Source organism: Spirosoma jeollabukense, assembly GCF_054777855.1.
The window spans coordinates 445,818-469,401 of the sequence record NZ_BAAHAD010000004.1 but is presented as its reverse complement, the minus strand read 5'-3'; the positions used below and the strand labels follow the sequence as shown (position 1 = coordinate 469,401).

Below are 23,584 nucleotides of genomic sequence, written 5' to 3'. Positions count from 1 at the left end.
CGCTTTCATCAACATGACTTCCTCCCCCATTACCACATCCGTATTTGACCTGTTTAAAGTTGGGCCGGGGCCATCGAGTTCGCATACGATCGGACCGATGAAAGCGGCCTTCGACTTTCGGCAACGGCTGGCAGGTTTGCCTGTTGACGTGCAACAACAAGCCGATGCCATTCACAGCCATCTATATGGCTCATTGAGTGCAACAGGCAAAGGCCACGGCACCGATCGGGCGGTAATAGCCGGACTGATTGGCTGGCAACCCGAAACGACGGACCCCGACGCGATGCTGAACTTATTGCGCGATCCGTCGGTGCTTTATCCCGTCCCGGTAGGCGAACGAACCATTAACGTTGGCCCACACCATATTCATTTTGAGCGGGTCCGGTATAATTCGCCTTACCACAACACGATGGTGCTACGTCTCGCATTTGGTGAACAGACACTGTATTCGGAAGAGTACTATTCTGTGGGGGGTGGGTTCATTATTCGGAAAGGTGAACCGGAAGTCGTTCCCGGAAGTCTGTCGGTGCCTTATCCGTATGGGTCGATGACCGAGTTGAAAGCCCATCTTAAACTCAATAATATTTCGCTGGATGAGTTATTGATGGCCAACGAAATGGCATTGACCAACCGAAGTCGCGCCGAAGTCAATCAGCGGCTCGACCAGATCTTAGATTTTATGCACAAAGCCGTCCGGCGCGGACTCAAGCATAAGGGCATCCTGCCGGGCTCCATTAAACTCAGCCGAAAAGCGCCGATTCTGTTTCAGCAGGCCAAAGGCATGAGCCAGTCCTCTGACAGTTTCCTGATTTTCCTGAATGCCTACTGTTTAGCCGCTTCGGAAGAAAACGCAGCGGGTGGCATTGTCGTAACGGCACCAACCTCGGGCGCATCGGGCGTCATCCCAGGATTGACGTATTTAGCCAAACATCATTTTCACTACGACAAGGCAACGCTACGTTCGGGTATGCTGGCAGCTGCGGCTATTGGTTTTTTAGTGAAACATAACGCCAGTATTTCGGGGGCCGAAATGGGTTGCATGGGTGAAGTGGGCACGGCCTCGGCCATGGGAGCTGCTTTTTTAACGCGCTGTGCGCAGAACGTTAGCGACATTGGCCCGATTGAAGCGGCTGCCGAAATTGGTATTGAGCACCACCTCGGCATGACCTGCGATCCCATTGGCGGTTACGTTCAAATCCCCTGCATCGAACGAAACGCTATGGGCGCTGTGAAAGCCTATAATGCCTATCTGCTGGCAACATCAGGAGCGGCTTCGTTCCAGAAGATTTCGCTCGATGCTGTCATCAAAGTGATGAAAGCCACCGGCCGCGATATGTCGACCAAGTACAAGGAAACTTCCGAAGCAGGACTGGCTCTCAGCGCCACCGAATGTTAAGTATTCTAAACAATTCAGTGCTATTAATCCGTTTTTAATTGAACGTCACGACTTACCGTGATTTAGCACTGAATTATGACTAATATTTACACACCCCAGCAACAACGGATTCTGCTCATTGCGAGCCTGATCATTATTGCGGGTTTTATTTTATTTGGATTAAGTGGCTACATATCGGCGTTTCTGGGGGCGGGTATTCTCTACGTTGTCTTCCGACCCTGGTTTACGGCACTGGCCATTAAGCGAAACTGGAATCGATCCCTCGTTACAACGCTCCTGATTATTTTCTCGGTCGTTGTTATCATTATGCCGTTCCTGACGCTGAGCCTGTTGCTCATCGACCGAATTCAATATTATAGCCAGCATACCGAAGACATCCTGAATCTGGTCAAGAAAGCCGAAGAGCTCACCGGCTACAAGATTACCAGCCAGCAAAATATTCAGACTGTTCTGCGCCAGGGCGGCACCTATGCCAGCCGGATTCTTCCATCAATAGCGGGGGGCGCACTGGACTTTATCGTCATACTCGGCCTGATGTTCTTCACGCTGTATTTCATGTTCGTGCAGCAGGAAAGTTTTCAAAAGGGGTTACAGAAATACCTGCCTTTCAAGCGGGACACCCAAAAAGAACTGGGTGAATCCCTCAAAAATAACGTCAATGCCAACGTACTGGGGCAAGCATTGGTCAGTTTAGTACAAGGTATATTAACGGGAGCGACACTCTGGATTTTTGGGGTACCCGATGCTCTCTTTTGGGGTACCGTAGCGTTCTTTATGGCCTTCATTCCAGTGTTGGGAACGCCCCTGGTCTGGGGACCCGCCGGGCTGATTCAACTTTCGCAGGGCAATACGGGTCAGGGTGTTGGCATTTTGCTGGTCGGTGTTATTGTTATCATCAACATCGACAATCTGCTACGTATCATGCTGGCCAAACGTATGGGCGACATTCACCCGCTCGTTACGTTGGCGGGCATTGTGCTAGGCGTACCGATATTCGGCATACTGGGGTTGGTCGTCGGCCCGTTGCTCCTATCCTATTTCATTGTACTGATCGACGTATTCGAACGCGAAAACAAGAAGCAGGAAAAGGAAGTCGCCATAGCCCAGGAACAGGTTGAAGTAGCCGCCGAACAGAGCAAAAAGTAATCAACTTTTGTGGTGATTCTCTTGACGGCAAACAATTTGTCGCATGTAACATACTAAAATTCAGCCTTAAGCTCGAGAGTAATGAGCTTAAGGCTGAATTACGGAGGCTAGTCCTCAATTTATGGAATGCGACGGATGCGCCGTTGGAAAAATGACAAGTACATCGTACCCCAGGATGGTCCGGCGCAGATCGATGTCGTCAATTTTAAGCTTCTGGCTTTGTAACGCTTTCCGTATCGGGAGTAAGTTGAATACGGCCCACTCCTCTTTGGGTGTGGCATCGAAAAAAGGCTTTATAAACTTCAGATCGCCGTTATACGGATCAAGTTTTTGAGCGGGTAAACTTTTGAAGGGGCTTCCCTGTACGCCATCCTTTCCAAAAATAGCGATGTGAAACGAGGTTTTATACTCGCTATCGGCCAGGTTGCTGAGCAGGTTTCCACAGTCGTATCCGCGTAAGTAGCTCTCCCCACGGGCGCAATGCATGGCCCCCATTTTGACGAGTACCTTCTTGTTTTTAATTGCCGACTCATAGCCCATCATGAGTTGATGTTTCATGAGTTGTACCCGCAGGGCATGGCTTTGGGTTTTATAGATACGAGCCGACAGTTTTATGGCGTCCAGTATCTCTTTCTCATGAGCCGACAACGGCCCTTTTTCCAGCTCCGCTACGTCCTGATCAAACGTAGCACTTTGCATGTAGGTGGGCTGGCTCATATCCGACGTAAACTTGTCGGCGGCTGCTCTGGCTCGCTCTGCCATAGCGGCATACTGCTTGCGCGAACTGTCTCGGGTGGCCGTACGGGAAAGCTCCTCATACAGCAGTGGATCAGATATCATCGCAATCTGGTCGAGCCCAATAAACGTAGTGTGGGTTCGGTTTGCGGCCTGTAACATCTGAAATTCTTCCCGAAGTCCATAAAACGAAAGAGCTGCCCCGGTCTGGGAAACCCACTTCATTAGCGAAGTGGTATCTTTCTGCGCTAGTTTCTGGTTCAGAATCTGCGCGATATAAGGGTCTACTTCAAGGGCAAACGTATTGAACGTACTGGTTTTCAACACCTGTTCTGTAAAATAGGGTATCTCGGCCATAAAATGATCTTCGCCAATCAATACGTATTGATTTTGCTGTACACCCGCCTGAATCAGTTCCCATCCTTTTCCCACAAAACCATTGGAGACAGGCCTTAATGAAGATGTATTTTCGTTGAGTAAGCGCGTCCACAACGTATCGGGCTGCTGCGCGAACCCTGTAGACACGGTTAAGAGAAAGAGGAATACTGTTACTACTTGAGGTAGGCGAAACATGGTGGGGAACGTATTGTGGAATGATGAAGTATAAATGATGAATGGATCTTGTTGAAAATTATTCATCATTTATACTTCATCATTAATTTATTTACTGACGTGTCACTTTGCTGGCACCGGAGGTTTCGGAATCCAGTGATCCAACATGACCGAAGTTGGCATGGCTGGCACCGCTGGCATCAACCGACGCTTTGTCTACGCTCAGCCCGGTTGCTTCAATTTTGCTGGCACCGCCCAGGTCAGCTTCCAGTTCATCTACGTGTCCACGTAGTACGGCATTCGACGCACCCGATAAGTCGAGCGAGAGCTTTTCTACGGACCCATCGAACACCGTGCGGCAGGCACCACTCATGTCGATGTCCAGCTTCTTGTAGTTGCCAAAACCAACCAGGCTGGCTTTCGAGGCTCCTGACAATTTAAGTTCATCGATACCAGGCACCGTAATGGTCAGCCCGACGCGTTTGCGATTGCCCCAGTTGAACAGCCCTCCTTTACGATCAATTTTCACTTCGAGCATATTGCCATTGACCCGAACGTCCATGTCACTCATGTCGTCTTCACGGCCATCGGCAACCACTTTATACGAATCGCCCTTGCGGAAACGTACCACAAATGCACCCGAAATATCTACTTTCGAGAAGGACGTAACATTAAACTGACGGGTATGCGAACCAATATGGTCGAAGTCGTCACCCAGTTCGTTGGCTACGGCATCCTGAACATCGTCGGTAATGTCGGTCACGTCGTTGTCTTCATCATTATCATCCCGATCTTTTTCCCGGGGGAAGTTGATACAAACCAGGCCATCCTGTTTGGTGAATTTCCAGACACTTTCGCCCATGCGATCAAACTCTTTTTCGCCAAACTCATTACGGATGAAGCGAGCAAATTCCCGGGTCATGCGGAACGGTTTTTCGTAGGGAATCATCAGCTCCATATCCAGGTCCTGCGCCCGGAAACGAGCTTTGGGGGCTAATTCCAGCGTTTCATCGAAGCTCACCGTCGAGTCTTTCACCGTATACACATACTTGATCTGGCGGGCGTTGGCTTGTGCTTCGGCACGGGTGCTGCCCTGCGCCCGGAACGATTGGACAAGATTTATGGACGTACCGTCGTATCCTTTCACATCAATAGATGGACGCCAATTATCGTCATTTTCCACATCGCTCATGGCGAAGGTGGGAATGGCTGCGGCCACGTTCAGCACCTTCGTTTCTTCTACCGTTCCGCGCCGTTGGAAGCTACTAATCAATGGAGTAACGGTTCCGGCAAAAATAACCAGACTCACAAGCCACACACCTGCCAGGGTCAGCGCGGTACGGCCACTCAGCACACTACGTCCCATAATGAGCATGACGCCTAAAATAGCCAGACCGAATGCCGGAATTATACCCGTCAGGAATGCAGCCAGAACCATTGGAAACGTAACATCATTGCGGATCATGTCGATGGGCAAGTTGCCCATCTGAATGCCATCAAGTCCAATGAAAGCCCCCAGAACCGCTAAGCACGCAACCATTAAGGCAAAGGCCACCACTAACATCAGCACACCGGCAAACACCCGAATTAATGCCACGACGCCATTCAGCAGCGGTCCCAGCGCACGGCCCAGCCCGCCAATAATGGTAGCAATCGCACGAAAGGGAAACAGCAAAACCCGGGTCAGCGTACTTTCATTGTTGGCCGTTTCATTGATGTTCAGATTCTGTTTGATGCTGTTTTCAATGTTAGTCAACGTAATGGGCTGCCCCTGCATTTCCATTTTCTCCGTGAGCGTATTGGCCTGTGGCGCAATCATCCAGAGTACAATGTAGAGGAGGAAACCCACCCCGAAAAAGACTATACCCAGCACAAACAACAACCGGATGATGCCCGTATCGACGCCAAAGTAGGCCGCAATACCCGAGGCAACGCCCCCAAGCACTTTGTCTTCGGGATTCCGGAAGAATTTTTTAACGGTTTTATCTTCTTCAATACCCATGGTGCCAGGCAGTGCAATCCACATGGCAATGTAGAGTATAAAGGTAAACCCAGACACGCCTGCTCCAAACTCATGACCCAATGGCGGCAGCGCCAGGAACAGCACCAGAAAAATCAGCCGGACCCACACTACGTCCATGTTGAAATAGTGAGCCAGACCCGCACAAACGCCCCCGAGGGTTTTCCGGCGCAGGTCACGCACCAGTCGGCGTGGAAAAGGCTCGGGGCCTGGGGCCTGGGGCAGAGGGTTTTCTGTCGTACCAGGGCCTGTTTTAGCTTTAGCCGCCTGCCCAATGCCCGGCGCCGAATTACGGCCACCGTTGGTAACCAGCACCTCTTCTTCCTCTACGGCTTCGAAGTCGGCTACCGTACCCATGGCTGCGGTAAGTTCATTGACGTCCTCAAGGGAAACAACCTGTTTGTCGGCCGACTTGAGTTTGGCAAGCAGTTTCTCGGCAATACGGTTTTCAATATCCGTTACAATTTCCTGACTGTCTTCGTAGGTGGAAAAGTACTGCTGTACCGTTGTCAGATAATTTCTAAGCTTGTCGTAGCCGTCCTCTTCGATATGGAAGATGACGCCACTAATGTTAATGCTGATGGTCTTTTTCATGGCGATGTAGAAGAGATTAGGTTAAGCGTTGGCAGAAGGATTTGGGGTAGGTGGCAATGAAACAGGTGTTGCCCCATTAGCAATTTTCTTGTGCAGTTCAACCTTCTCAATAATGGAGGTAACCGATTCGGCAAGCTCCTGCCAGGTTTCATTTAGCGACTCTAATGAAGTACGGCCGAGGTCGGTCAGGAGGTAATATTTTCGTGGTGGCCCAGAGGTTGACTCGACCCATTTGTAATCGAGCAGACCAGCATTTTTCAACCGGGTTAGCAGCGGGTACAAGGTACCCTCTACAACCATGATTCGGGCGGAGGTCAGCTCTTCAAGCATATCGGAGGCATAAATTTCGCCCCTCGATATGATGTGCAGGATGCAGAACTCCAGGATTCCCTTCCGCATTTGCACCTGAGCATTTTCAATATTCATTGGTGTATAGGATTTCGTTAATTTCTTACATCAAAGGTAGCATAAGGTACTATGTGATGCAAGGTACTTTGCTATTATCTTTTTGCAGACTGTATCAACGGTAAAAATCAGGGGTGAATGGCAGTATGCTAGTATTAGATATAGGAGCTTATCAAACATTGTCTAAGGCAGTCTGAGCAACAGAATTCACTACCAGACTTGCAGGCTGGAAGCAAAGAAAAGGGAGACTATCTGTGACTTAATTTCTTTGACTAACTAGCGCTAAACAACCACGCCTTTACTGTGAAATACCTTTTATTAAGCTCACCCTACAGGCAAAATTTGCGTATTTTATAATATATATGTATTATAGCGCTTTAATTTATCGTATAGATTAGAATCTTACGTAAAAGCTGTGGCATTCGGTAAGCACTCTTTCTTATTTTACTACATGGAAAGCTACTTTTAACGTACCACAACTAGTATACAACTCAAATATGCGATAGACCAATTTTCTCAAGTTTACAACCAAAAGCTATGCCAACACTAACTGTAGCGCTACCCGAATCGCTAGCCGATCAAATTAGCCGTGACTTTTCTCAGGCTAAAGTGGGTAGCAAACCTAATTTCATTCATCATCCAGGAAAAGATACGCAAACTAAGGAGCCGATGTTCGTGTGCGTCATCCCCTTCCAAACGGTTCATCGCAACCAGGTCGACACCCTGATTCATCCTTATTGTCAGCGGTATGCGTTCACTATCACGCCCACCCCTAATATCTAATGGCTGTTTACTAAAAGTTTCCTGCTCACCATCTATAGGTAAAAAGCGAAACCACTGATTCGGAATCAGTGGTTTCGCTTTTTAACCAAAATCAATACGTAGCAGGCAGGCGCTTAGGCCAATACATCGTCAACGGTGTCTTTGGCACGCTTGTACGACCCTTTAACGGAATCCGCTACGTTGTCTAACGCGTTTTTCGCCGTCCGGCCCGCTTTATTCGCTTTGTATCGATATTTCATTTTATCGTACGTACTTGGTACATACGAGCGCTGACTACGCGAAAACAGCCATATACCGCCAAGCACGGCTATACCCACGGCAACGGCAATCGCTGTTGTTTGCTTCTGTTGCTGTTCGGCTTCTTCTTTGGGCGTCATGTCTTTGCGGGTTTGAGCGGCCAGCAAGGGATCGGGTAGTATATGGCCCAGCGCCACCCGTGCCTTGTTCATCCAACCGGCCACTACGTGATCTTTTCCGCTCATGAGGGCTTCGTATCCTTCTTTCGCCACATCGGCGGGGCTGGCCGTTTTCTGCGGATCGGCTCCTTTAATATTTTCAGCGCCCGCTGCCTTAAAGAAATTGGTGTTGGTCGCACCGGGCATCAGCACGGTTACTGTTACATTGGTGCCTGTCAACTCATTCCGAATAGCTTCAGAGAACGATTTGATAAATGCCTTTGTCGCTCCGTAGACGGCCATCATCGGGTTGGGGACGACCGATACTTCGGAACCGAGCATCAGAATTTTGCCGTTATTGCGAGCCACCATGTCTTTCAGATACAGCTTGGTCAGATGCATCAGCGCTACGGCATTGACCTGCACGACACTCAATTCTTTCTGCAAATCGGTTTCGGTAGCAAACAGGCCATATTCGCCAAATCCCGCATCATTGACCAGAATATCAATCTGCTGGCCCTTTCCGCTGGTTTCCCCGTAGATCTCTTCGGGCGCTTTTGGGTCGGCCAGATCTTTGTTGATAACGGTTGTCTGGGTGCCGTATTGATTATAGAAATTGCTGGCTAATTGCTGTAGGCTTTCTTCGTCGCGCCCAACCAGCACTAAATTGTAGCCTTCTTTGGCGAAAAGCCGGGTTAGCTCGCGACCGATGCCACTCGATGCGCCCGTAATCAGGACAGTTTTTTCGTTGTTCTGGGTTTCCATCGTTGAGTTGTTTGTTAAAAAGTATTTGAACACAGAGGCACAGAGAGCACAGAGATTAAAATGATAAAAAGCACCTATTTATTTCTTTGTGTTCTCTGTACCGCAATGGCAGACCACTCTGTGTTCAAAAAATTATGGTTTCAAGATTACTTTGGTGCAGTCGTCTTCCTTTTTCTTGAAAATGTCGTAGGCCCGCGAAATCTCGGCCAGGGGCAGTACGTGTGAGACGATGTCATCCAGCACCACTTTGCCCTGCACGACCAGGTCAAGCAGGTGATCAATGTTTTTGTGGACAAACGACTGGCCGGTACGTATCGTTACGCCTTTGTCGAATACACGGCCGATCGGGAAGTTGTCCGCAGGTGTACCATACACGCCTACCACCGATACGATACCGCCCCGGCGCACGGCCTGAAAACACTGTTCCAGTACGCTGGTGCTACCTTTTTCCAGATTAATAACGGCTTTGGCTTTATCCAGCAACGTTCGTTCGGCTTCCATGCCCACAGCATCTACACAGAGGTCAGCCCCACGTCCCTCGGTCATGCTACGTATGGCCTCGACAACATCGACCTCGTGCGGGTTGAGCGTTTCAACTTTATTAACACGTCTGGCACGCTCCAGCCGGTAATTGACCGGATCAATGGCAATAACCCGTCCGGCGCCCTGCAACCAAGCCGATTTCTGCGCCATTAACCCAACCGGTCCCGAGCCGAAAATGGCTACCGTTTCACCTCCTTTTAGTTCACCCCACTCAATGGCGCTCCAACCCGTGGGAAAGATATCGGACAGAAAAAGTACCTGCTCGTCTTTGAGTTCTTCAGGTACGTGGCGCAGACCGTAGTCGGCGAAAGGGACGCGCACATACTGAGCCTGCCCGCCATTGTAGCCCCCGTAGAGGTCCGAATAGCCAAACAGACCACCACCTTTTTCGGTGAGCAAGCCGCCATCTGGTCCATAAAACTCGGGATTAGAGTTTTCGCAGTGCATCTCCAGATGGTGGTTGCAGAAATAACATTTGCCGCAGGCGATGGTAAACGGTACCACTACCCGATCACCCTTTTTGAGGTTGGAAACTTCAGAGCCGACCTCTTCTACGATACCCATAAACTCGTGACCGAGTACTTCGTTGCGGAGTTGGGGCAAAAAACCATCGTAAATATGAAGGTCTGAGCCGCAGATGGCTGTCGACGTGATGCGTAGAACGACATCCCGCGATTGCTCGATTTTAGGATCATCCATTGTTTCGTAACGGATGTCACCAACTTTGTGGAAGACTGCTGCTTTCATAAATTGATTGAAAAGAAACGTTGAGCCGACTACTCGGGTATAGCCAGTAACGCTGTCAACTGGCGTTGGTTTATTAATCCAAGGGAATGGGCTTAAGAAATCACCTACTAGCCTATCTCGTTATTCGCTTTGGCCGCTTCGTCGGTCAGGTGCGCCAGAACGGAGTCAGACAACCAGGTTTCACTATCCTTGCCCGTTGCCCGTTGCTCACCAATTCCGCCCGGATCAGGCAAAAAACCATTGGCAAAAGCCAGTGTATCCGTAATTAAACCCGGCGCTATACCATGCAGGGCAGTCGCTATTTTTGCCGGTAACGTAATAATACGTTCCGCTTCGCCCACCCGACAGGCTGCCAGAATCTGACGGGCACAATTGTCGGCGGCAATCGTGAACAGGGGGATTGAATCGCTGAGTTTGAAGACCGTATACTCTTTCTCGTTCTGCCCTTTGAAAATCGCATTCCGGGGACTTCCCGTGCGAATCAGGCCGGGGCAGATGGTCGTGACGTAAATGCCGTCTTTGATGAGTTCGGAACGTAGTCCTTCCGAATACCCGACAAACGCAAATTTACTCACCGAATAGGGAGACAGGTGTGGTACGGCGATCTTGCCGCCGAAGGACGTAATGTTGACGATCCGTCCGGATTTGCGCGCCCGCATCTGAGGAAGCACCGCATTGACCGTATGAAAAGCCGACCAGAAATTGACTTCCATGGCCTCCCGAAAATCCTCTTCCGTCGTATTTTCCAACGGGCTGACAATAATGGTCCCGGCATTATTGACCAGTATATCGACCGGGCCAAGTACCTGTTCTACCGCCCGCATAAACGCCTGCACCTGCGACTTGTCGGTGATATCACAGGCATAGGTGAAGATGTCCGTTCCCCGCATGCGCAGGTCGGCCTGGGCACGATCTAATTCCGCCTGATCGCGGGCGCAAATGGCTACGTGCGCGCCCGCCTTTGCGAATTGCCGGGCTAAGACCAGCCCCAACCCGCGTGCTCCTCCGGTAATAACAACGGTTTTATCATGAAAATCAATGGTTCGTTTTCTGTCTAAATAGGCTTTCGTGACCATCAGCGCGCCCATACCCGCCAGCGTCCACCATACCCCCGTACTCGTCGATGCGCTCATATTTATCGTGATTTTACGTCTGTAGTAAGGTCAACCAACGTAGCAAACGGATTGTTGGCGGGGCTTAGGGAGTGGGCTCATGGGCTGTCCATAGGCTTATTTTCACCTCGCAGGCAAAACCTGGACGCCACTTTTCGGTTTATAAGACGATTTTCCGGAAAATAGATGATGGAAGCAGACGTAACGAAACATCTTTGGTGGCAGGAAGGAATCATTTACCAAATTTATCCCCGTTCATTTCAGGACAGCAATGGTGATGGCATCGGTGATCTTCCGGGTATTTTGACACGGCTCGATTACCTGAACGACCTGGGCATTACAGCGATCTGGTTATCGCCCATTTTTCCATCGCCCATGGCTGATTTCGGATACGACATTGCTGATTATCAGGGCATCAGCCCTTTGTTTGGCACCTTATCCGACTTCGATGCGCTTGTAGCTGCTGTGCATGGCCGGGGCATGAAACTGATGCTGGACCTAGTGCCAAATCATACGTCCGACCAGCATCCGTGGTTCCTGGAATCCCGCTCATCCCGCGATAATCCCAAACGGGACTGGTATATCTGGCAGGACCCGCGCCCCGATGGCTCAGTACCAAATAACTGGCTCAGTATGTTCGGAGGGAACGCCTGGGAATGGGATGAGACAACCCAGCAATATTATTACCACGCTTTTCTGAAAGAACAGCCAGATCTGAACTGGCGAAACCCGGAAGTACAGGAAGCAATGCTCAATGTCATGCGGTTCTGGCTGGACAGGGGCGTCGATGGCTTCCGGGTGGACGTTATGTGGCACATGATCAAGGATAAAATGCTGCGTGACAATCCGGTGAATCCCAACTACCAGCCGCACATGGCTACTTATGAGCAACTGCTGCCTGTGTACTCCACCGATCAGCCGGACGTGCATGATGTGGTTATGCAAATGCGGCATGTGCTGGACAGCTATCCCGAACGAATGATGATTGGGGAGATTTATTTACCGATTCATCAGTTAGTTGCATATTACGGCGTCGACGGGAAGGGGGCGCATTTACCGTTCAATTTTCAGTTGCTGACCTTGCCCTGGGAAGCCCGGCAGATTGCCGCTGCGATTGACCAGTACGAGGGTGTTCTACCGGTTGGTGGCTGGCCAAACTGGGTGCTCGGCAATCATGATCAGCCACGTATCACCAGCCGGGTGGGCAAGGAACAGGCCCGGGTTGCCGCCCTCCTGCTGCTGACGCTCCGCGGCACCCCAACTATTTATTACGGCGATGAAATTGGCATGCGGGACGTACCGATCCCGTTTGAGGAAGTGCAGGACCCACAGGGCCTGAATATGCCCGATAAAAACTTGAGCCGCGACCCCAGCCGGACCCCCATGCAGTGGAATAAATCCCCGAATGCAGGTTTTACCGACGGAAAACCGTGGCTCAGACTGGCGCGCGATTTCGTCCGGGAGAACGTGGAGCGGCAGGAGGAAGACCCCTACTCGATGCTCACGCTTTACCGGCGACTGATCAACCTACGACAACAGGAGCCTTCCTTGCGGGTTGGCGATTACGTGCCTATATATTCAGATTCCCAGCTACTGGCCTACATTCGCCAGCTTGAGGGTCATCCCCGTTTCCTGATCCTACTGAACCTGAGCCACCGCCCCGGTTATTTCAAAGCAAAAGATAGCTCCCTGACGGGCGTTGTTGCCATTGCTACGTCACCCGATTGGGAAGGGGCGCCGGTAAACGATACGATTAGCCTGAGTGGCGACGAGGGCCTGGTGATACGATTGAATTAAGTTATTAACCACACCAAACATGAAGACAATTGGCGCGAATTACATTGGCAACGGTACCTGTATATTCACCGTCTGGGCTCCCCAAAGAGAAACCGTTACGTTGCACATTGTGTATCCGACGGAGCGGGAGCTACCCATGCAGTGCGACAAATGGGGCTATTTTCAGCTCCAGGTAGACGATGTTTTGCCGGGCACGCGTTATTTTTTCAGGCTGGACACAGGCCGGGAGCATGCTGACCCGGCATCCCATTTTCAACCGGAAGGAGTCCACGGCCCTTCGGAAGTTGTTGATCATTCGGCCTATAGCTGGCATGACCAGAGCTGGCGGGATTTACCGTTTCGTGACCTTATTTTCTATGAACTGCATGTCGGTACGTTCACCCCGGAAGGCACATTCGAGGCTATTATCCCGCGTTTGGACGACCTGGCTCGCATTGGCATTAATGCGCTTGAGTTGATGCCCGTCTGCCAGTTCCCCGGCAACCGAAACTGGGGGTATGATGGCGTCTATCCCTACTCCGTTCAGGATTCATATGGGGGTCCCGTTGGGTTGAAAAAGCTGGTTGATGCCTGCCATGCGCGTGGCATTTCGGTTTTTCTGGACGTAGTATACAATCACCTGGGGCCGGAAGGCAATTACCTGAATGAGTTTGGGCCTTACTTCTCCGACAAACACCATACTCCCTGGGGCAACGCGATAAATTTCGATCGTGAGTGGTCGGATGGCGTACGGGACTATTACGCGAACAATCCCCTATTCTGGTTTGAGCAGTATCACATTGATGGGCTTCGGCTCGATGCTATTCATGAAGTGTTCGATTCGGGCGCGTTGTCAATCTGGGAGCTTATTCATACCAAGGTAAAATACCTGGAGAAACAGCTGGGGCGCTCGCTGTATCTGGTGGCCGAGTCTGACCTGAATAACCCCGTTGTAACCAGAGATCCCCAACTGGGCGGATACGGATTTGATGCCCAATGGCTCGACGATTTTCATCATGCCCTTCGTGTGTTGATCAACAAAGATGAAAAAAAACGATATGGCGATTTCGGACGTATGGAGCAATTAGCCAAAGCCTACACCGATGGCTTTGTTATGAGCGGGGAGTATGTAGCCTTCCGGCAACGCAAATTCGGCCGATCATCGGCGGGTGTGCCGGGTGATAAGTTTATTGCGTTCAACCTCAATCACGATCAGGTGGGCAACTTGTTGGGTACCGATCGTCTATCGCTGCTGGTCGATTTTGAGCGGCAAAAAGTAGCCGCAGCCGCTGTGTTTCTATCGCCCTACATACCGTTGCTGTTCATGGGGGAAGAATATGCCGATGAGTCTCCGTTCTATTATTTTGCGAGCCATACCGACCAGGACTTGATCAAAAATGTGCGGGAGGGACGAAAGAAAGATTTTGCCGCTTTTATCGGTGATGTCGAGTTGCCCGATCCTTTTGATGAAGCGACCTTCAACCAATCAAAAATCCAGTGGGAGACGCGTGACAAGGGTACCCATCAACGTATGCTGGACTGGCACAAAACGCTCATTGAATTACGTCGCTCGGTGCCTGCCTTGCAGAACATGAATAAGCAGGAAGTGACGGTGACGATATTGGGTCAGGCCGGATTTGTTCTGCACCGGCAAACCATTGATGGCCAGCAACATCTGGCCTGTTTATTTAACCTGTCTGATGACGTTATTACGTATGAATTGCCCGTCTGGGTCAGTTCGTGGGACAAACTGCTGGATTCAACCGAAAAGCAATGGCAGGAAGAAGGCAGTACGCATCGCAAGTCGTCACCGGCGCAGGCAAAGCCCGGTCAGGCCATTCACCTTCCCCCCTGTAGCATTACGGTTTACGCAGGCGAATTCGCATCGGATTGGCAATAGCCTTTCTAGCCAGTATTTTGCGACACTACGTCCTGTTATTTAAACGCGGGCACCCAGTCGCTATGACCGCATTTGTCGCAGGCATCGGCTTGCGCCTTTGCTTCGGGCTGTGGATTGCCACAATGGTAACAGACGTTTTTACCCGGCACTTTTTCCTGCTGGTCGATAAATTCGGTGTCCCATTCGGGCAGGATCGACAGCCCGGGTCTCGGCTCGGTTTCTTCGACAAGCGTGAAAGCGCCGTTGGCTTCCATATACATTCGTTTAACATGTCCCAAATGCGTTAATCCGCTAGATCGGAGCTGAGCAAAAAGCAGTTCGCGGGAGAGACGAGCTTCCTTCATTGCGGGCATTTGAATGACCGAATTCTCGATGAGCCTGCTGATATTACCCTGTGATATGGCCTCAAAGCGCTGGCTTTTAGCCGCATAATACGACACGATACGTTGTGTGAAAACTACGACTACCCCGATGATATAGGCTGGCAGCAGGCCCCGATGGGCATCCAGAATCGGCACACCAACAGCGGCTGCCATTGAAATCATAGCGGCCATTTCATTCCGGCTCAACTGGGAAGCCATACGCCGACCCATTAGCCGCATGGTGATGACCAGGAGTAAATAAATCGCAGTTGCCCGGATTATAATTTCAACGTAAAACATGCCAGGCACCTCACCAATGAGAATCCGCTGCCAGTCGTATAAATAAATATCGTCCTTTTTCATAGTTGAGGAAGCTTAATTTAAAGTACCGCGTCGCCCCAATCGGTTGCCTGGCAGATAGAGCAAGGACCGGGTTTTGGCTGAGCTGGAACTGTATTGCCACAGTTGGTACAAGCGAGCATTTTCTCTTCAGGATGCCCATAAATCACCTGTATTTCTTCATCCGCGGGGGGCAATACCGACAAGCCGGGCTTACCTTTTTCATCCTGGTAAATGCTGAAAATGCCATACGCTTCCAGATACAGGCGCTTGACTTTGCCCAGATTATATACGTTTTCGCTACGTAGCGCGGCATAAATCTGCTGGTGAGAGAGCCTGTTTTTTCCCATAACGTCGAGCTGGATAATCCCGTCTTTTATGACAGCCGTTTCAGTGCCCTGTATAAATTTCTCCGCTTTGCTGCTTCTAAAACCCAGCAGGTTAGTTTCCCATAGAAAAAACAGCGCACAGAGCAAAGCCAGTATACCCGATAATAATCCCCGATCGGGCAGTTGCATGGCAGGGGAAACGATGGCTCCCATCGTCAGCATAACGGTTAGTTCCAGATTGGTGATCTGCCCGTTCATTCGCTTACCCAGCAGCCGCATCACGACCAGTACGATCAGGTAAATCAGTGTTGTACGGATGAACACCTCTACCAGAAATTCGACCGGAGCATCGCCAATCAGAATTCGCTCCCAGTCGGCCAATTTTATTTCCTCTTTGTCCATGCCCCCCTAACTTTTCGTTGGGGAAAATTGATTGGGCATATATGAAAGTTCTGGGTTTATTCCAATATTCTATACGGTATGCAAAAAAAATAAGCCAGATAATCAGGAAACGGTAACTGGTATTAACAGGATGGTTCTATTATGAGTTGGTCTTAGTAACTACACTCAACATACGCCCATGAAAAAACTAATTCTTGTCCTGTGCCTTTGTCTTTTTACCGCCTGCCATAAGAAAATCGACGATACAAAATCAGAAAAAGCTCCCGCCGTCCCTACACCAACCGATTTTATTGAGGAGTTATGGTATAAAAACGGCCTCGTGTACAGCGTTGACGTTGAGGTTTTCAAAGATTCGGATGGCGATGGCTTTGGCGATTTTAACGGAATCACCCAACAGCTCGATTACCTGAAAAGCTTAGGCGTCTCAACCATCTGGCTGGCTCCATTTCAACCGACACCCAACAAAGACGACGGCTACGACGTAGCAGATTTCTACGGCATTGACTCAAACCTGGGCACCCCACAGGATTTTGACAACTTCATTCGTCAGGCCAATCAGAAGGAAATTCGGGTCATGATGGATTTAGTGACCAACCACACGTCTGATCAGCATTCGTGGTTTAAGCAGGCGCGTCAGAACAAGAATTCACCCTATCGATCGTGGTACGTCTGGTCAAAGGACCGTCCCAAGAAGTGGGATAAAGGCATGGTGTTTCCGGGCGTGCAGAAGGCCGTCTGGACGTTCGACAAGCAGGCGGGCGAATACTATTACCACCGCTTTTATGATTTCCAGCCCGACCTGAACATGCAGAATCCGGCCGTTCAGCGGGAAATGCGAAAAATTGTCCGCTACTGGCTGGATAAAGGCATCGCAGGTTTTCGGGTGGATGCGGTGCCCTTCCTGATTGAAGTGGCCAACGCTGATTTCGATCCCGACAAACCCCAACATCAGTTTGATATAATCACGCAATTGCACCAGTACATTCAATGGCATAAACGCGATGCCATTTTGCTCGGCGAAGCTAACGTCGACCCGAAAGAACAGGAGCCATTTTTCGGAAAAGAGGGCCAGAACATGCAGACGATGTTCAACTTCTTCGCCAATCAACACCTTTTCTATGCCCTGGCGACAAGCGAAACCAAGTTATTACGGAAAGCCCTGGACGATACCAAAAATATTCCACCAACGGCGCAATGGGCGCATTTTCTGCGAAACCACGATGAGATCGATCTGGGCCGGTTGAGTGATACCGAACGGAACAAGGTGTACGCTAAGTTTGGCCCCGACACCACGATGCAGTTGTATGACCGGGGTATCCGTCGCCGACTGGCGCCCATGCTGGGTGATCCGCGTCTGGTCGAACTCTCCTACAGCGTACTGTTTTCGCTACCGGGCATGCCCGTTATCCGGTACGGCGAAGAAATCGGCATGGGCGACGACCTCAAGCTACAGGAACGAATGTCGATTCGTACACCCATGCAATGGTCGAGCGGGCTGAATGCCGGGTTTTCGGAGGGGGCTAAACTGGTACGCCCCGTCATTAGCCAGGGTCCATATAGCTACGCAAAAGTCAACGTAGCGGCTCAACGTTCCGACTCTACCTCGCTGCTGAACAAGGTCGCCCGGTTTGCCCGCATACGCAAGCAGTGCCCCGAAATCGGCTGGGGAAACTGGGAACTTCTCGACACCGGTTCCGAACATGTTCTGGCTATTCGCTACGACTGGCAGGGCCGTTCCCTCGTAATGATCAATAATTTCAGTCCAGAGCCCCAGCAATGCCAGTTAACTACATCGTTAAAGCCCCGTAGTACGTTGGTTAATCTTTTCGATAACAGTCAGACGCAAGTTGGCGAGAAGGGTGCCTACTCCGTTAAGCTGGCGGGCTACGGCTATAGCTGGTATCGATTGAAAAAATAATGAGGTATGCTGCCACCACTAACTGTAAAAAAGCGGTCACTTGGCGTAACGTTCTCTGGTAAAAATCAAGCCGATGTTCTCCTGTGGGCACCCACGCCTAAACACGTAGCCATCAAACTCACTGAGTCTTCGGAAGTGATCCCACTAAACAAAGAAGAATTAGGCTACTGGAGCGTACGGACGCCCAAAATCAACCCCGATACATTATATACGTTCGTGCTGGACGGCGAAAAAGAGTGTCAGGACCCTGCTTCGCTAGCGCAGCCCGAGGGTATAGAAGGTCCTTCCAAAGCGATTGATATTACTTCGTTTCAATGGGAGGATCAGAAGTGGGTGACGCCTGCTCTGGAAAACTACCTGTTGTATGAACTGCATGTCGGTACGTTTACATCGGAAGGCACGTTCGCTGCGGTGGAAGAAAAACTGGATTATTTAAAAGCCCTTGGCATCAATGCCATTGAGATAATGCCCGTTGCGCAGTTTTCGAATGCACGAAACTGGGGCTACGATGGCGTATTCTGGTATGCGGCTCAGGTCTCCTACGGTGGGGCCAGTGGCCTCCAGCATCTGGTAAATGCCTGCCATGTTCGCGGTATAGCGGTGGTGCTGGATGTCGTTTACAATCACTTTGGGCCAGAGGGGAATTTCCTGGACCACTACGGGCCATATCTGACGGATAAATACCAGACGCCCTGGGGCAGTGCCGTCAATTTCGATGATGCCTGGTGTGATGGCGTTCGACGGCATGTGCTTGAAAATGCGCTGATGTGGTTCCGGGATTTCCATATCGATGCGCTACGGATGGATGCCGTTCATGCCATTAAAGACGCTGGTCCGGTGCATATCTTGCAGGAACTCAGGCACCAGGTTGACCGTCTGATGGAAACTACCGGTCGTCGCCATTACCTGATGATTGAATGCGATCTGAACGACCCTACATTTATCCAGCCACTGGCCGAGCATGGATATGGCATGGATGCCCAATGGATTGATGAGTTTCACCACGCACTCCGGGTTACGGTGGGCGAAGAAAAAACGGGGTACTACGCCGATTTCGACGGCATTTCCAGTCTGGCAAAGTCATACCGGGATGCGTATGTCTACGACGGTCAGTTTTCAAGAGTTCGCCACAAGCTATTTGGGAGTAAAGCCGAAACGAATCCGGGCAGCCAGTTTATCGTTTTTTCGCAGAACCACGATCAGGTTGGCAATCGTAAGCAGGGGGAGCGATCGAGTGTATTGTATAGCTATGACACGTTAAAACTGATGGCGGGTGCCGTGCTGGTTAGCCCCTATATTCCAATGCTGTTCATGGGGGAAGAGTGGGGCGAAACAAATCCCTTTCTCTACTTTGCGAACGTGTCGGAACCGAAACTGGCCGAACAGATAAAACAGGGCCGGAAAGATGAATTCAGTACGTCTAAGTCGGACAGCGAGGTTCCCGATCCGGATGTGGAGGAGACGTACCTGCAAGCTAAACTGGAGTGGGAATTAATCCAGAAGGAACCTCACCGAACGCTGCTTCGGTACTACCAGACTCTGATTGCACTACGGCAGCAGTTACCGGCTTTGCACAAGTTGAACCGCCAGCAGTTGGAAGTCACTGATTGCGACGAGCAACAAACGCTGCTCCTGCATCGCTGGCACGATGATCAGCATGTGTTGTGTCTTATGAATTTTTCCAGCGAACCACAAGACATGGCAATCTCCATATCAGCTTCAACCAGGCATTGGCAGAAACTGCTTGACTCAGCAGACCAGCAATGGCAATTGGAAACCGGGTCCAGCACAGCCCCCGATTCGTTGACAAATTCAACATTGGTCACATTACCCGCTGAGTCGCTGGTGATTTACGCGTGTGGCCACGAGAAATCCTCTATTAATGTACCGAAGCCCATTCCAGCCCACCTGTATCAATAAACAGTAGCTGACGACCTGTTGACAACGTGTACAAAAACAGTAGCGTGTTCTCAAAAACCCATTTAGCTTCTGCTATCATGGCTTTTGAGAACACGCTACTGCACTTTTTCACTTACCGCGTTTAGGACACACAACCCGGAGTTTCCGGTCGTAACATCCGTTAACCAGCCCAAGTGTACCTGTGATGGACCGATTATTTTTTATCGATGCGGTACAATCTACCCTGATCCGTGATCGCGTATAAGGCACCGTCGTTGCCCTGCGTTACGTCCCGGAAACGCTGATACTGATCGGACAGCAACCGTTCTTCACCCACTATTTTATCATCCTTGATAATGAGCCGTACGATGTGCATGCCACTTAACGCACCGATAAAGAGGTTGTTCTTCCATTCCGGAATACGATCACTGCTGTAGAAGGTCGAACCACTGGGTGAAACAACAGGGTCCCAGTAATAAGCCGGTTGCTCCAATCCTTCCTTTTGCTGAATGGCATCACCCACTTTCTTGCCGCTGTATTCAATACCATACGTAATGGTCGGCCAGCCGTAGTTCTTGCCGGGTTTAATATGATTGACTTCATCACCCCCTCTGGGACCGAATTCGTTCTCCCACAGATCGCCCGTTACCGGATCGATAGCCAGCCCCTGTACGTTCCGATGCCCATACGAGTATAATTCAGGTCGGGCACCTGCCTGTCCAATGAATGGATTACCGGGGGCAGGTTTACCGTCTTTCGTAATCCGGATAACTTTTCCCAGGCCTGAGTTGAGCGACTGGGCCTGTGGCCGGGTTACCAGATCCGAACGTTCGCCCGTGCTGATGATCAGGTTACCGTCCTTATCGACAAGAATCCGGCCACCATAATGCAGATTGCCTTTGTAAGCCGGTGTGGCGCGATAAATGACCGTTGCCCCCTCGATCTTTTTCTCATCGGCCGCTAGTTTGCCCTTGGCTACCGCCGTTACATTGCCCTCAGCACTGGGCTCTGAAAATACCCAATAGACCATCCGGTTCGTCGCAAAAGCGGGATCCACCCGAATACCCAATAGTCCCCCCTGACCAGAAGGATTGACCTTGGGAATACCTGTTATTGCCTCCCCTACCTTACCGTCGGGCGTGACGATACGCATCGTGCCTTCTTTTTCGGTAATGAGCAGACGGCCATCGGGCAGGTTCGTAATCCCCCACGGAAATTTAAGCGCTTCGGTCAGCACTTTACCTTCGTAGTTCGTAGCCGATTTTACACCAGCGATTCGGGTCTGGCCCGGAAAAGCCGGTTTATAGTCTGAATTGGGCTCTTTGGTTTCGACAGGGCTTGCCTGCGTAGACGCCGTTGTGTTATTGGACGTAGTTTGGCCACAGGATGGCAAGGCCAGTGAGGCACCCGCTATGAATAGCAGAATTTGGGTTTTCATTATTAATTCAGATAGTTAAGTAATATAAATTGGGGGTTCTGTGACTGCGCTTACCAAACAACAGAGTTTAGTAGATAAAAATCCTACTCAGCTCAATCGCGTTGTAGAACTTCTTCAAGCTTGGCTTTGTAGATTCGCCCAATGGGAATTTCCTCATTGTTGATTCGAATATACGTAGCGCTGACCGCCTGAATGTGATCCAGCGCCACAATAAAAGACTTATGAATCCGGACAAACCGATCGGGCGGCAGCTTTTCTTCCAGATAACTGATTCGCAGATAGGACACTAGCGTGCCCGACACCGTATGAATCCGCACGTAATCTTTCAGGCTTTCTATCCATAAAATATCCTCCAGAAAGAGTTTAACCATCTCCTTATCGACCTTAAAGTACTGATAGTCTTTTCCCGCTTTGGCCAGCTCCGGCGACTCTTCAGCCACAGGCGCCGTGGGCGAAAACCGGTAAATTTTGCCTACGGACTGGAGAAAGCGCTCAAATGAAATGGGTTTTACCAGAAAATCCAGTACGTCAAATTCGTAGCTGTCCAGTGCATATTCGCGAAAGGCCGTCGTGAAAATGACTTTAGGCCGGTACCCTAACGGACGTAGTATATCGAAGCCCGTCAGGCGGGGCATCTGAATATCCAGAAAGAGCACATCAACCGGGGCGCCGGCCGCCGGAGCACCAGTCGCCGATGTTTGCTGCAACAGTCGGAAGGCCTGGGTCGGGCTATTGGATATACCCACCAGTTCCAGATCAGGCAACCGGCCGATGTAGTCTTTCAACAGATCGGTTGCCAGCGGTTCATCATCCAGCACAAAACAGCGAATGGCCATCAGTTTACATTGAATTTCAAGACGGCCAGAAACTGACTATCTTCGGGTAGAGTGACTAGTTCATAGTTGCCGGGGAAGAGAATGTCCAGCCGTTTTTTCAGGTTTGTTAAGCCTAAACCCGTCGTCGACGGATATAAAACGCCATCGGGCACCGAGTTTTCGACTGAATAAACCAGGCGATTGCCGGTTCGGGAGAGGGTCAACTGAATCCAGCAGGTGGTTTCGGTTTGAGCGGCTCCATGTTTAAACGCATTCTCCACAAAGGGTAACAGCAGCATCGGCGGAATCATCAGATTCGTCAGATTGGCCGACTCATCAAAGTTCGTCTGTACGTCCAGCCGATCGCCATAGCGAATTTGCTCCAGCGAAATATAGTCCGTCAAATACGCCATTTCTTTCGTGATCGAAACCATCGAACGGTGGCTTTCGTGCAGTTGATAGCTGAGCAATCCGGCCAGCCGTTGCAACAGATGTGGCATTTGAGCGGGCTGATGCAACGAAACCGAGATCAGGTTATTGAGCGTATTAAACAGGAAATGGGGTTGAACCTGAGACTGAAGCAGCCGGTATTCGGCGGAGAGTTTTTCCCGTCGATACGTCTCACTCAACCGCTGTTGCTGCAGCGCATGCCGGACCAGGTTAACTGCCACAAAGAGGGCAACCACCAAATGCAACTGCATGGATTCGGCCAGAATCTTTGGCCAGTATACGTAGGGCTTGAGCAAGCCATCCGGGTAATAGACTGGGTAAAGCCAGGTATAATTAATGGCGCGCCGAAGCAGACCAAAAACCAGTACGCCCCCCAGTAAACTGGCCCAGAAACCCGCCATACGGCCAGCCATCAGGAAGTGGCGGACGGTAACCAGCAGATGCCAGTAACCGGCTATGATCAGTAGCGGAATATTCAGCGAAATGCTGTTGAAACTCTGTTGAAAATTATCCATGTAGGCCCCTGTGTTGAGCCATTCAAACAGAAAGTAACCCAGCCAGAAAAGTCCCTGTGCCCCGATTTCCCGGTAGAGTTTAAGCGCACCCAAACGAGCCATTGTTCATGATTTGTTTCGCCCTGAGAAGACAAAATTACAGCTAACTTCTGATCAAAAGCCGTGTAGCCAGACCAACTACACGCGTAAACTCCTCAACAGGGCAATCCTTCGATAAACGACCAATTTCCTCGCCCAACGGCACTGCA

General features: G+C 50.4%; 18 protein-coding genes. 7 read left to right on the top strand and 11 right to left on the bottom strand.

Features of this window, described 5'->3' with window-relative positions:
• Positions 1-13: 13 nt before the first annotated feature.
• On the top strand, positions 14-1,396 hold the full coding sequence (locus ACYVEA_RS18770) for an L-serine ammonia-lyase (RefSeq protein WP_461114966.1): 1,383 nt from the start codon (positions 14-16) through the stop codon (positions 1,394-1,396).
• Positions 1,397-1,471: 75 nt separating this feature from the next.
• Positions 1,472-2,542, top strand: coding sequence for an AI-2E family transporter (locus ACYVEA_RS18765; RefSeq protein ID WP_461114965.1), 1,071 nt, complete (start codon positions 1,472-1,474; stop codon positions 2,540-2,542).
• A gap of 114 nt (positions 2,543-2,656) precedes the next feature.
• Here the strand turns inward: ACYVEA_RS18765 and ACYVEA_RS18760 are convergent, their stop codons facing one another.
• From ACYVEA_RS18760 to ACYVEA_RS18750, 3 genes are all read right to left on the bottom strand, one after another.
• The gene (locus ACYVEA_RS18760) at positions 2,657-3,802 is read right to left on the bottom strand and encodes a hypothetical protein (protein ID WP_461114964.1); all 1,146 of its coding nucleotides are present in this window, start codon (positions 3,800-3,802) and stop codon (positions 2,657-2,659) included.
• Between the two features lie 139 nt (positions 3,803-3,941).
• Positions 3,942-6,443 carry a PspC domain-containing protein gene (locus ACYVEA_RS18755; protein ID WP_461114963.1) on the bottom strand — a complete coding sequence of 834 codons (2,502 nt, stop codon included), beginning with the start codon at positions 6,441-6,443 and terminating at the stop codon, positions 3,942-3,944.
• A gap of 21 nt (positions 6,444-6,464) precedes the next feature.
• Complete coding sequence (locus ACYVEA_RS18750; protein ID WP_093831556.1) at positions 6,465-6,869, bottom strand: PadR family transcriptional regulator; 405 nt, start codon at positions 6,867-6,869, stop codon at positions 6,465-6,467.
• Between the two features lie 516 nt (positions 6,870-7,385).
• On the opposite strand from ACYVEA_RS18750, the gene ACYVEA_RS18745 reads away from it, so the two are divergent.
• Positions 7,386-7,631: a hypothetical protein gene (locus ACYVEA_RS18745; protein ID WP_461114962.1), complete on the top strand. Its 246-nt coding sequence runs from the start codon at positions 7,386-7,388 to the stop codon at positions 7,629-7,631.
• Between the two features lie 113 nt (positions 7,632-7,744).
• On the opposite strand, the gene ACYVEA_RS18740 is transcribed toward ACYVEA_RS18745, so the two are convergent.
• The 3 genes from ACYVEA_RS18740 to ACYVEA_RS18730 form a co-directional block, all read right to left on the bottom strand.
• On the bottom strand, positions 7,745-8,791 hold the full coding sequence (locus ACYVEA_RS18740; protein ID WP_461114961.1) for an SDR family NAD(P)-dependent oxidoreductase: 1,047 nt from the start codon (positions 8,789-8,791) through the stop codon (positions 7,745-7,747).
• Between the two features lie 132 nt (positions 8,792-8,923).
• Positions 8,924-10,081: a zinc-dependent alcohol dehydrogenase gene (locus tag ACYVEA_RS18735; RefSeq protein ID WP_461114960.1), complete on the bottom strand. Its 1,158-nt coding sequence runs from the start codon at positions 10,079-10,081 to the stop codon at positions 8,924-8,926.
• A gap of 107 nt (positions 10,082-10,188) precedes the next feature.
• Positions 10,189-11,214, bottom strand: coding sequence for an SDR family NAD(P)-dependent oxidoreductase (locus ACYVEA_RS18730; protein WP_461114959.1), 1,026 nt, complete (start codon positions 11,212-11,214; stop codon positions 10,189-10,191).
• Positions 11,215-11,379: 165 nt separating this feature from the next.
• On the opposite strand from ACYVEA_RS18730, the gene ACYVEA_RS18725 reads away from it, so the two are divergent.
• Both ACYVEA_RS18725 and treZ (ACYVEA_RS18720) read left to right on the top strand, forming a co-directional pair.
• Positions 11,380-12,990 (top strand): alpha-amylase family glycosyl hydrolase, encoded by a 1,611-nt coding sequence (locus tag ACYVEA_RS18725; RefSeq protein ID WP_461114958.1) that lies wholly within the window; start codon positions 11,380-11,382, stop codon positions 12,988-12,990.
• A 19-nt stretch (positions 12,991-13,009) separates the two neighbouring features.
• Positions 13,010-14,869 carry a malto-oligosyltrehalose trehalohydrolase gene (gene treZ / locus ACYVEA_RS18720; protein WP_461114957.1) on the top strand — a complete coding sequence of 620 codons (1,860 nt, stop codon included), beginning with the start codon at positions 13,010-13,012 and terminating at the stop codon, positions 14,867-14,869.
• Between the two features lie 35 nt (positions 14,870-14,904).
• On the opposite strand, the gene ACYVEA_RS18715 is transcribed toward treZ (ACYVEA_RS18720), so the two are convergent.
• A complete protein-coding gene (locus tag ACYVEA_RS18715; protein WP_461114956.1) occupies positions 14,905-15,594 on the bottom strand; it encodes a DUF421 domain-containing protein in 690 nt (229 codons plus the stop codon).
• Positions 15,595-15,611: 17 nt separating this feature from the next.
• On the bottom strand, positions 15,612-16,301 hold the full coding sequence (locus ACYVEA_RS18710; protein WP_461114955.1) for a DUF421 domain-containing protein: 690 nt from the start codon (positions 16,299-16,301) through the stop codon (positions 15,612-15,614).
• Between the two features lie 178 nt (positions 16,302-16,479).
• Between ACYVEA_RS18710 and ACYVEA_RS18705 the strand changes: the two genes are divergently transcribed.
• Together ACYVEA_RS18705 and treZ (ACYVEA_RS18700) are read left to right on the top strand one after the other, a co-directional pair.
• Positions 16,480-18,219 carry an alpha-amylase family protein gene (locus tag ACYVEA_RS18705; protein ID WP_461114954.1) on the top strand — a complete coding sequence of 580 codons (1,740 nt, stop codon included), beginning with the start codon at positions 16,480-16,482 and terminating at the stop codon, positions 18,217-18,219.
• 6 nt (positions 18,220-18,225) lie between these two features.
• The gene (gene treZ / locus ACYVEA_RS18700) at positions 18,226-20,139 is read left to right on the top strand and encodes a malto-oligosyltrehalose trehalohydrolase (RefSeq protein WP_461114953.1); all 1,914 of its coding nucleotides are present in this window, start codon (positions 18,226-18,228) and stop codon (positions 20,137-20,139) included.
• Positions 20,140-20,332: 193 nt separating this feature from the next.
• Here treZ (ACYVEA_RS18700) and ACYVEA_RS18695 read toward each other — a convergent pair whose 3' ends face one another.
• From ACYVEA_RS18695 to ACYVEA_RS18685, 3 genes are all read right to left on the bottom strand, one after another.
• Positions 20,333-21,556, bottom strand: coding sequence for a PQQ-dependent sugar dehydrogenase (locus ACYVEA_RS18695; protein ID WP_461114952.1), 1,224 nt, complete (start codon positions 21,554-21,556; stop codon positions 20,333-20,335).
• Between the two features lie 92 nt (positions 21,557-21,648).
• Positions 21,649-22,392, bottom strand: coding sequence for a LytR/AlgR family response regulator transcription factor (locus tag ACYVEA_RS18690; RefSeq protein ID WP_461114951.1), 744 nt, complete (start codon positions 22,390-22,392; stop codon positions 21,649-21,651).
• A complete protein-coding gene (locus tag ACYVEA_RS18685; RefSeq protein WP_461114950.1) occupies positions 22,392-23,438 on the bottom strand; it encodes a sensor histidine kinase in 1,047 nt (348 codons plus the stop codon). Before ACYVEA_RS18685 ends, ACYVEA_RS18690 begins: the two co-directional genes overlap by 1 nt.
• Positions 23,439-23,584 lie beyond the last annotated feature (146 nt).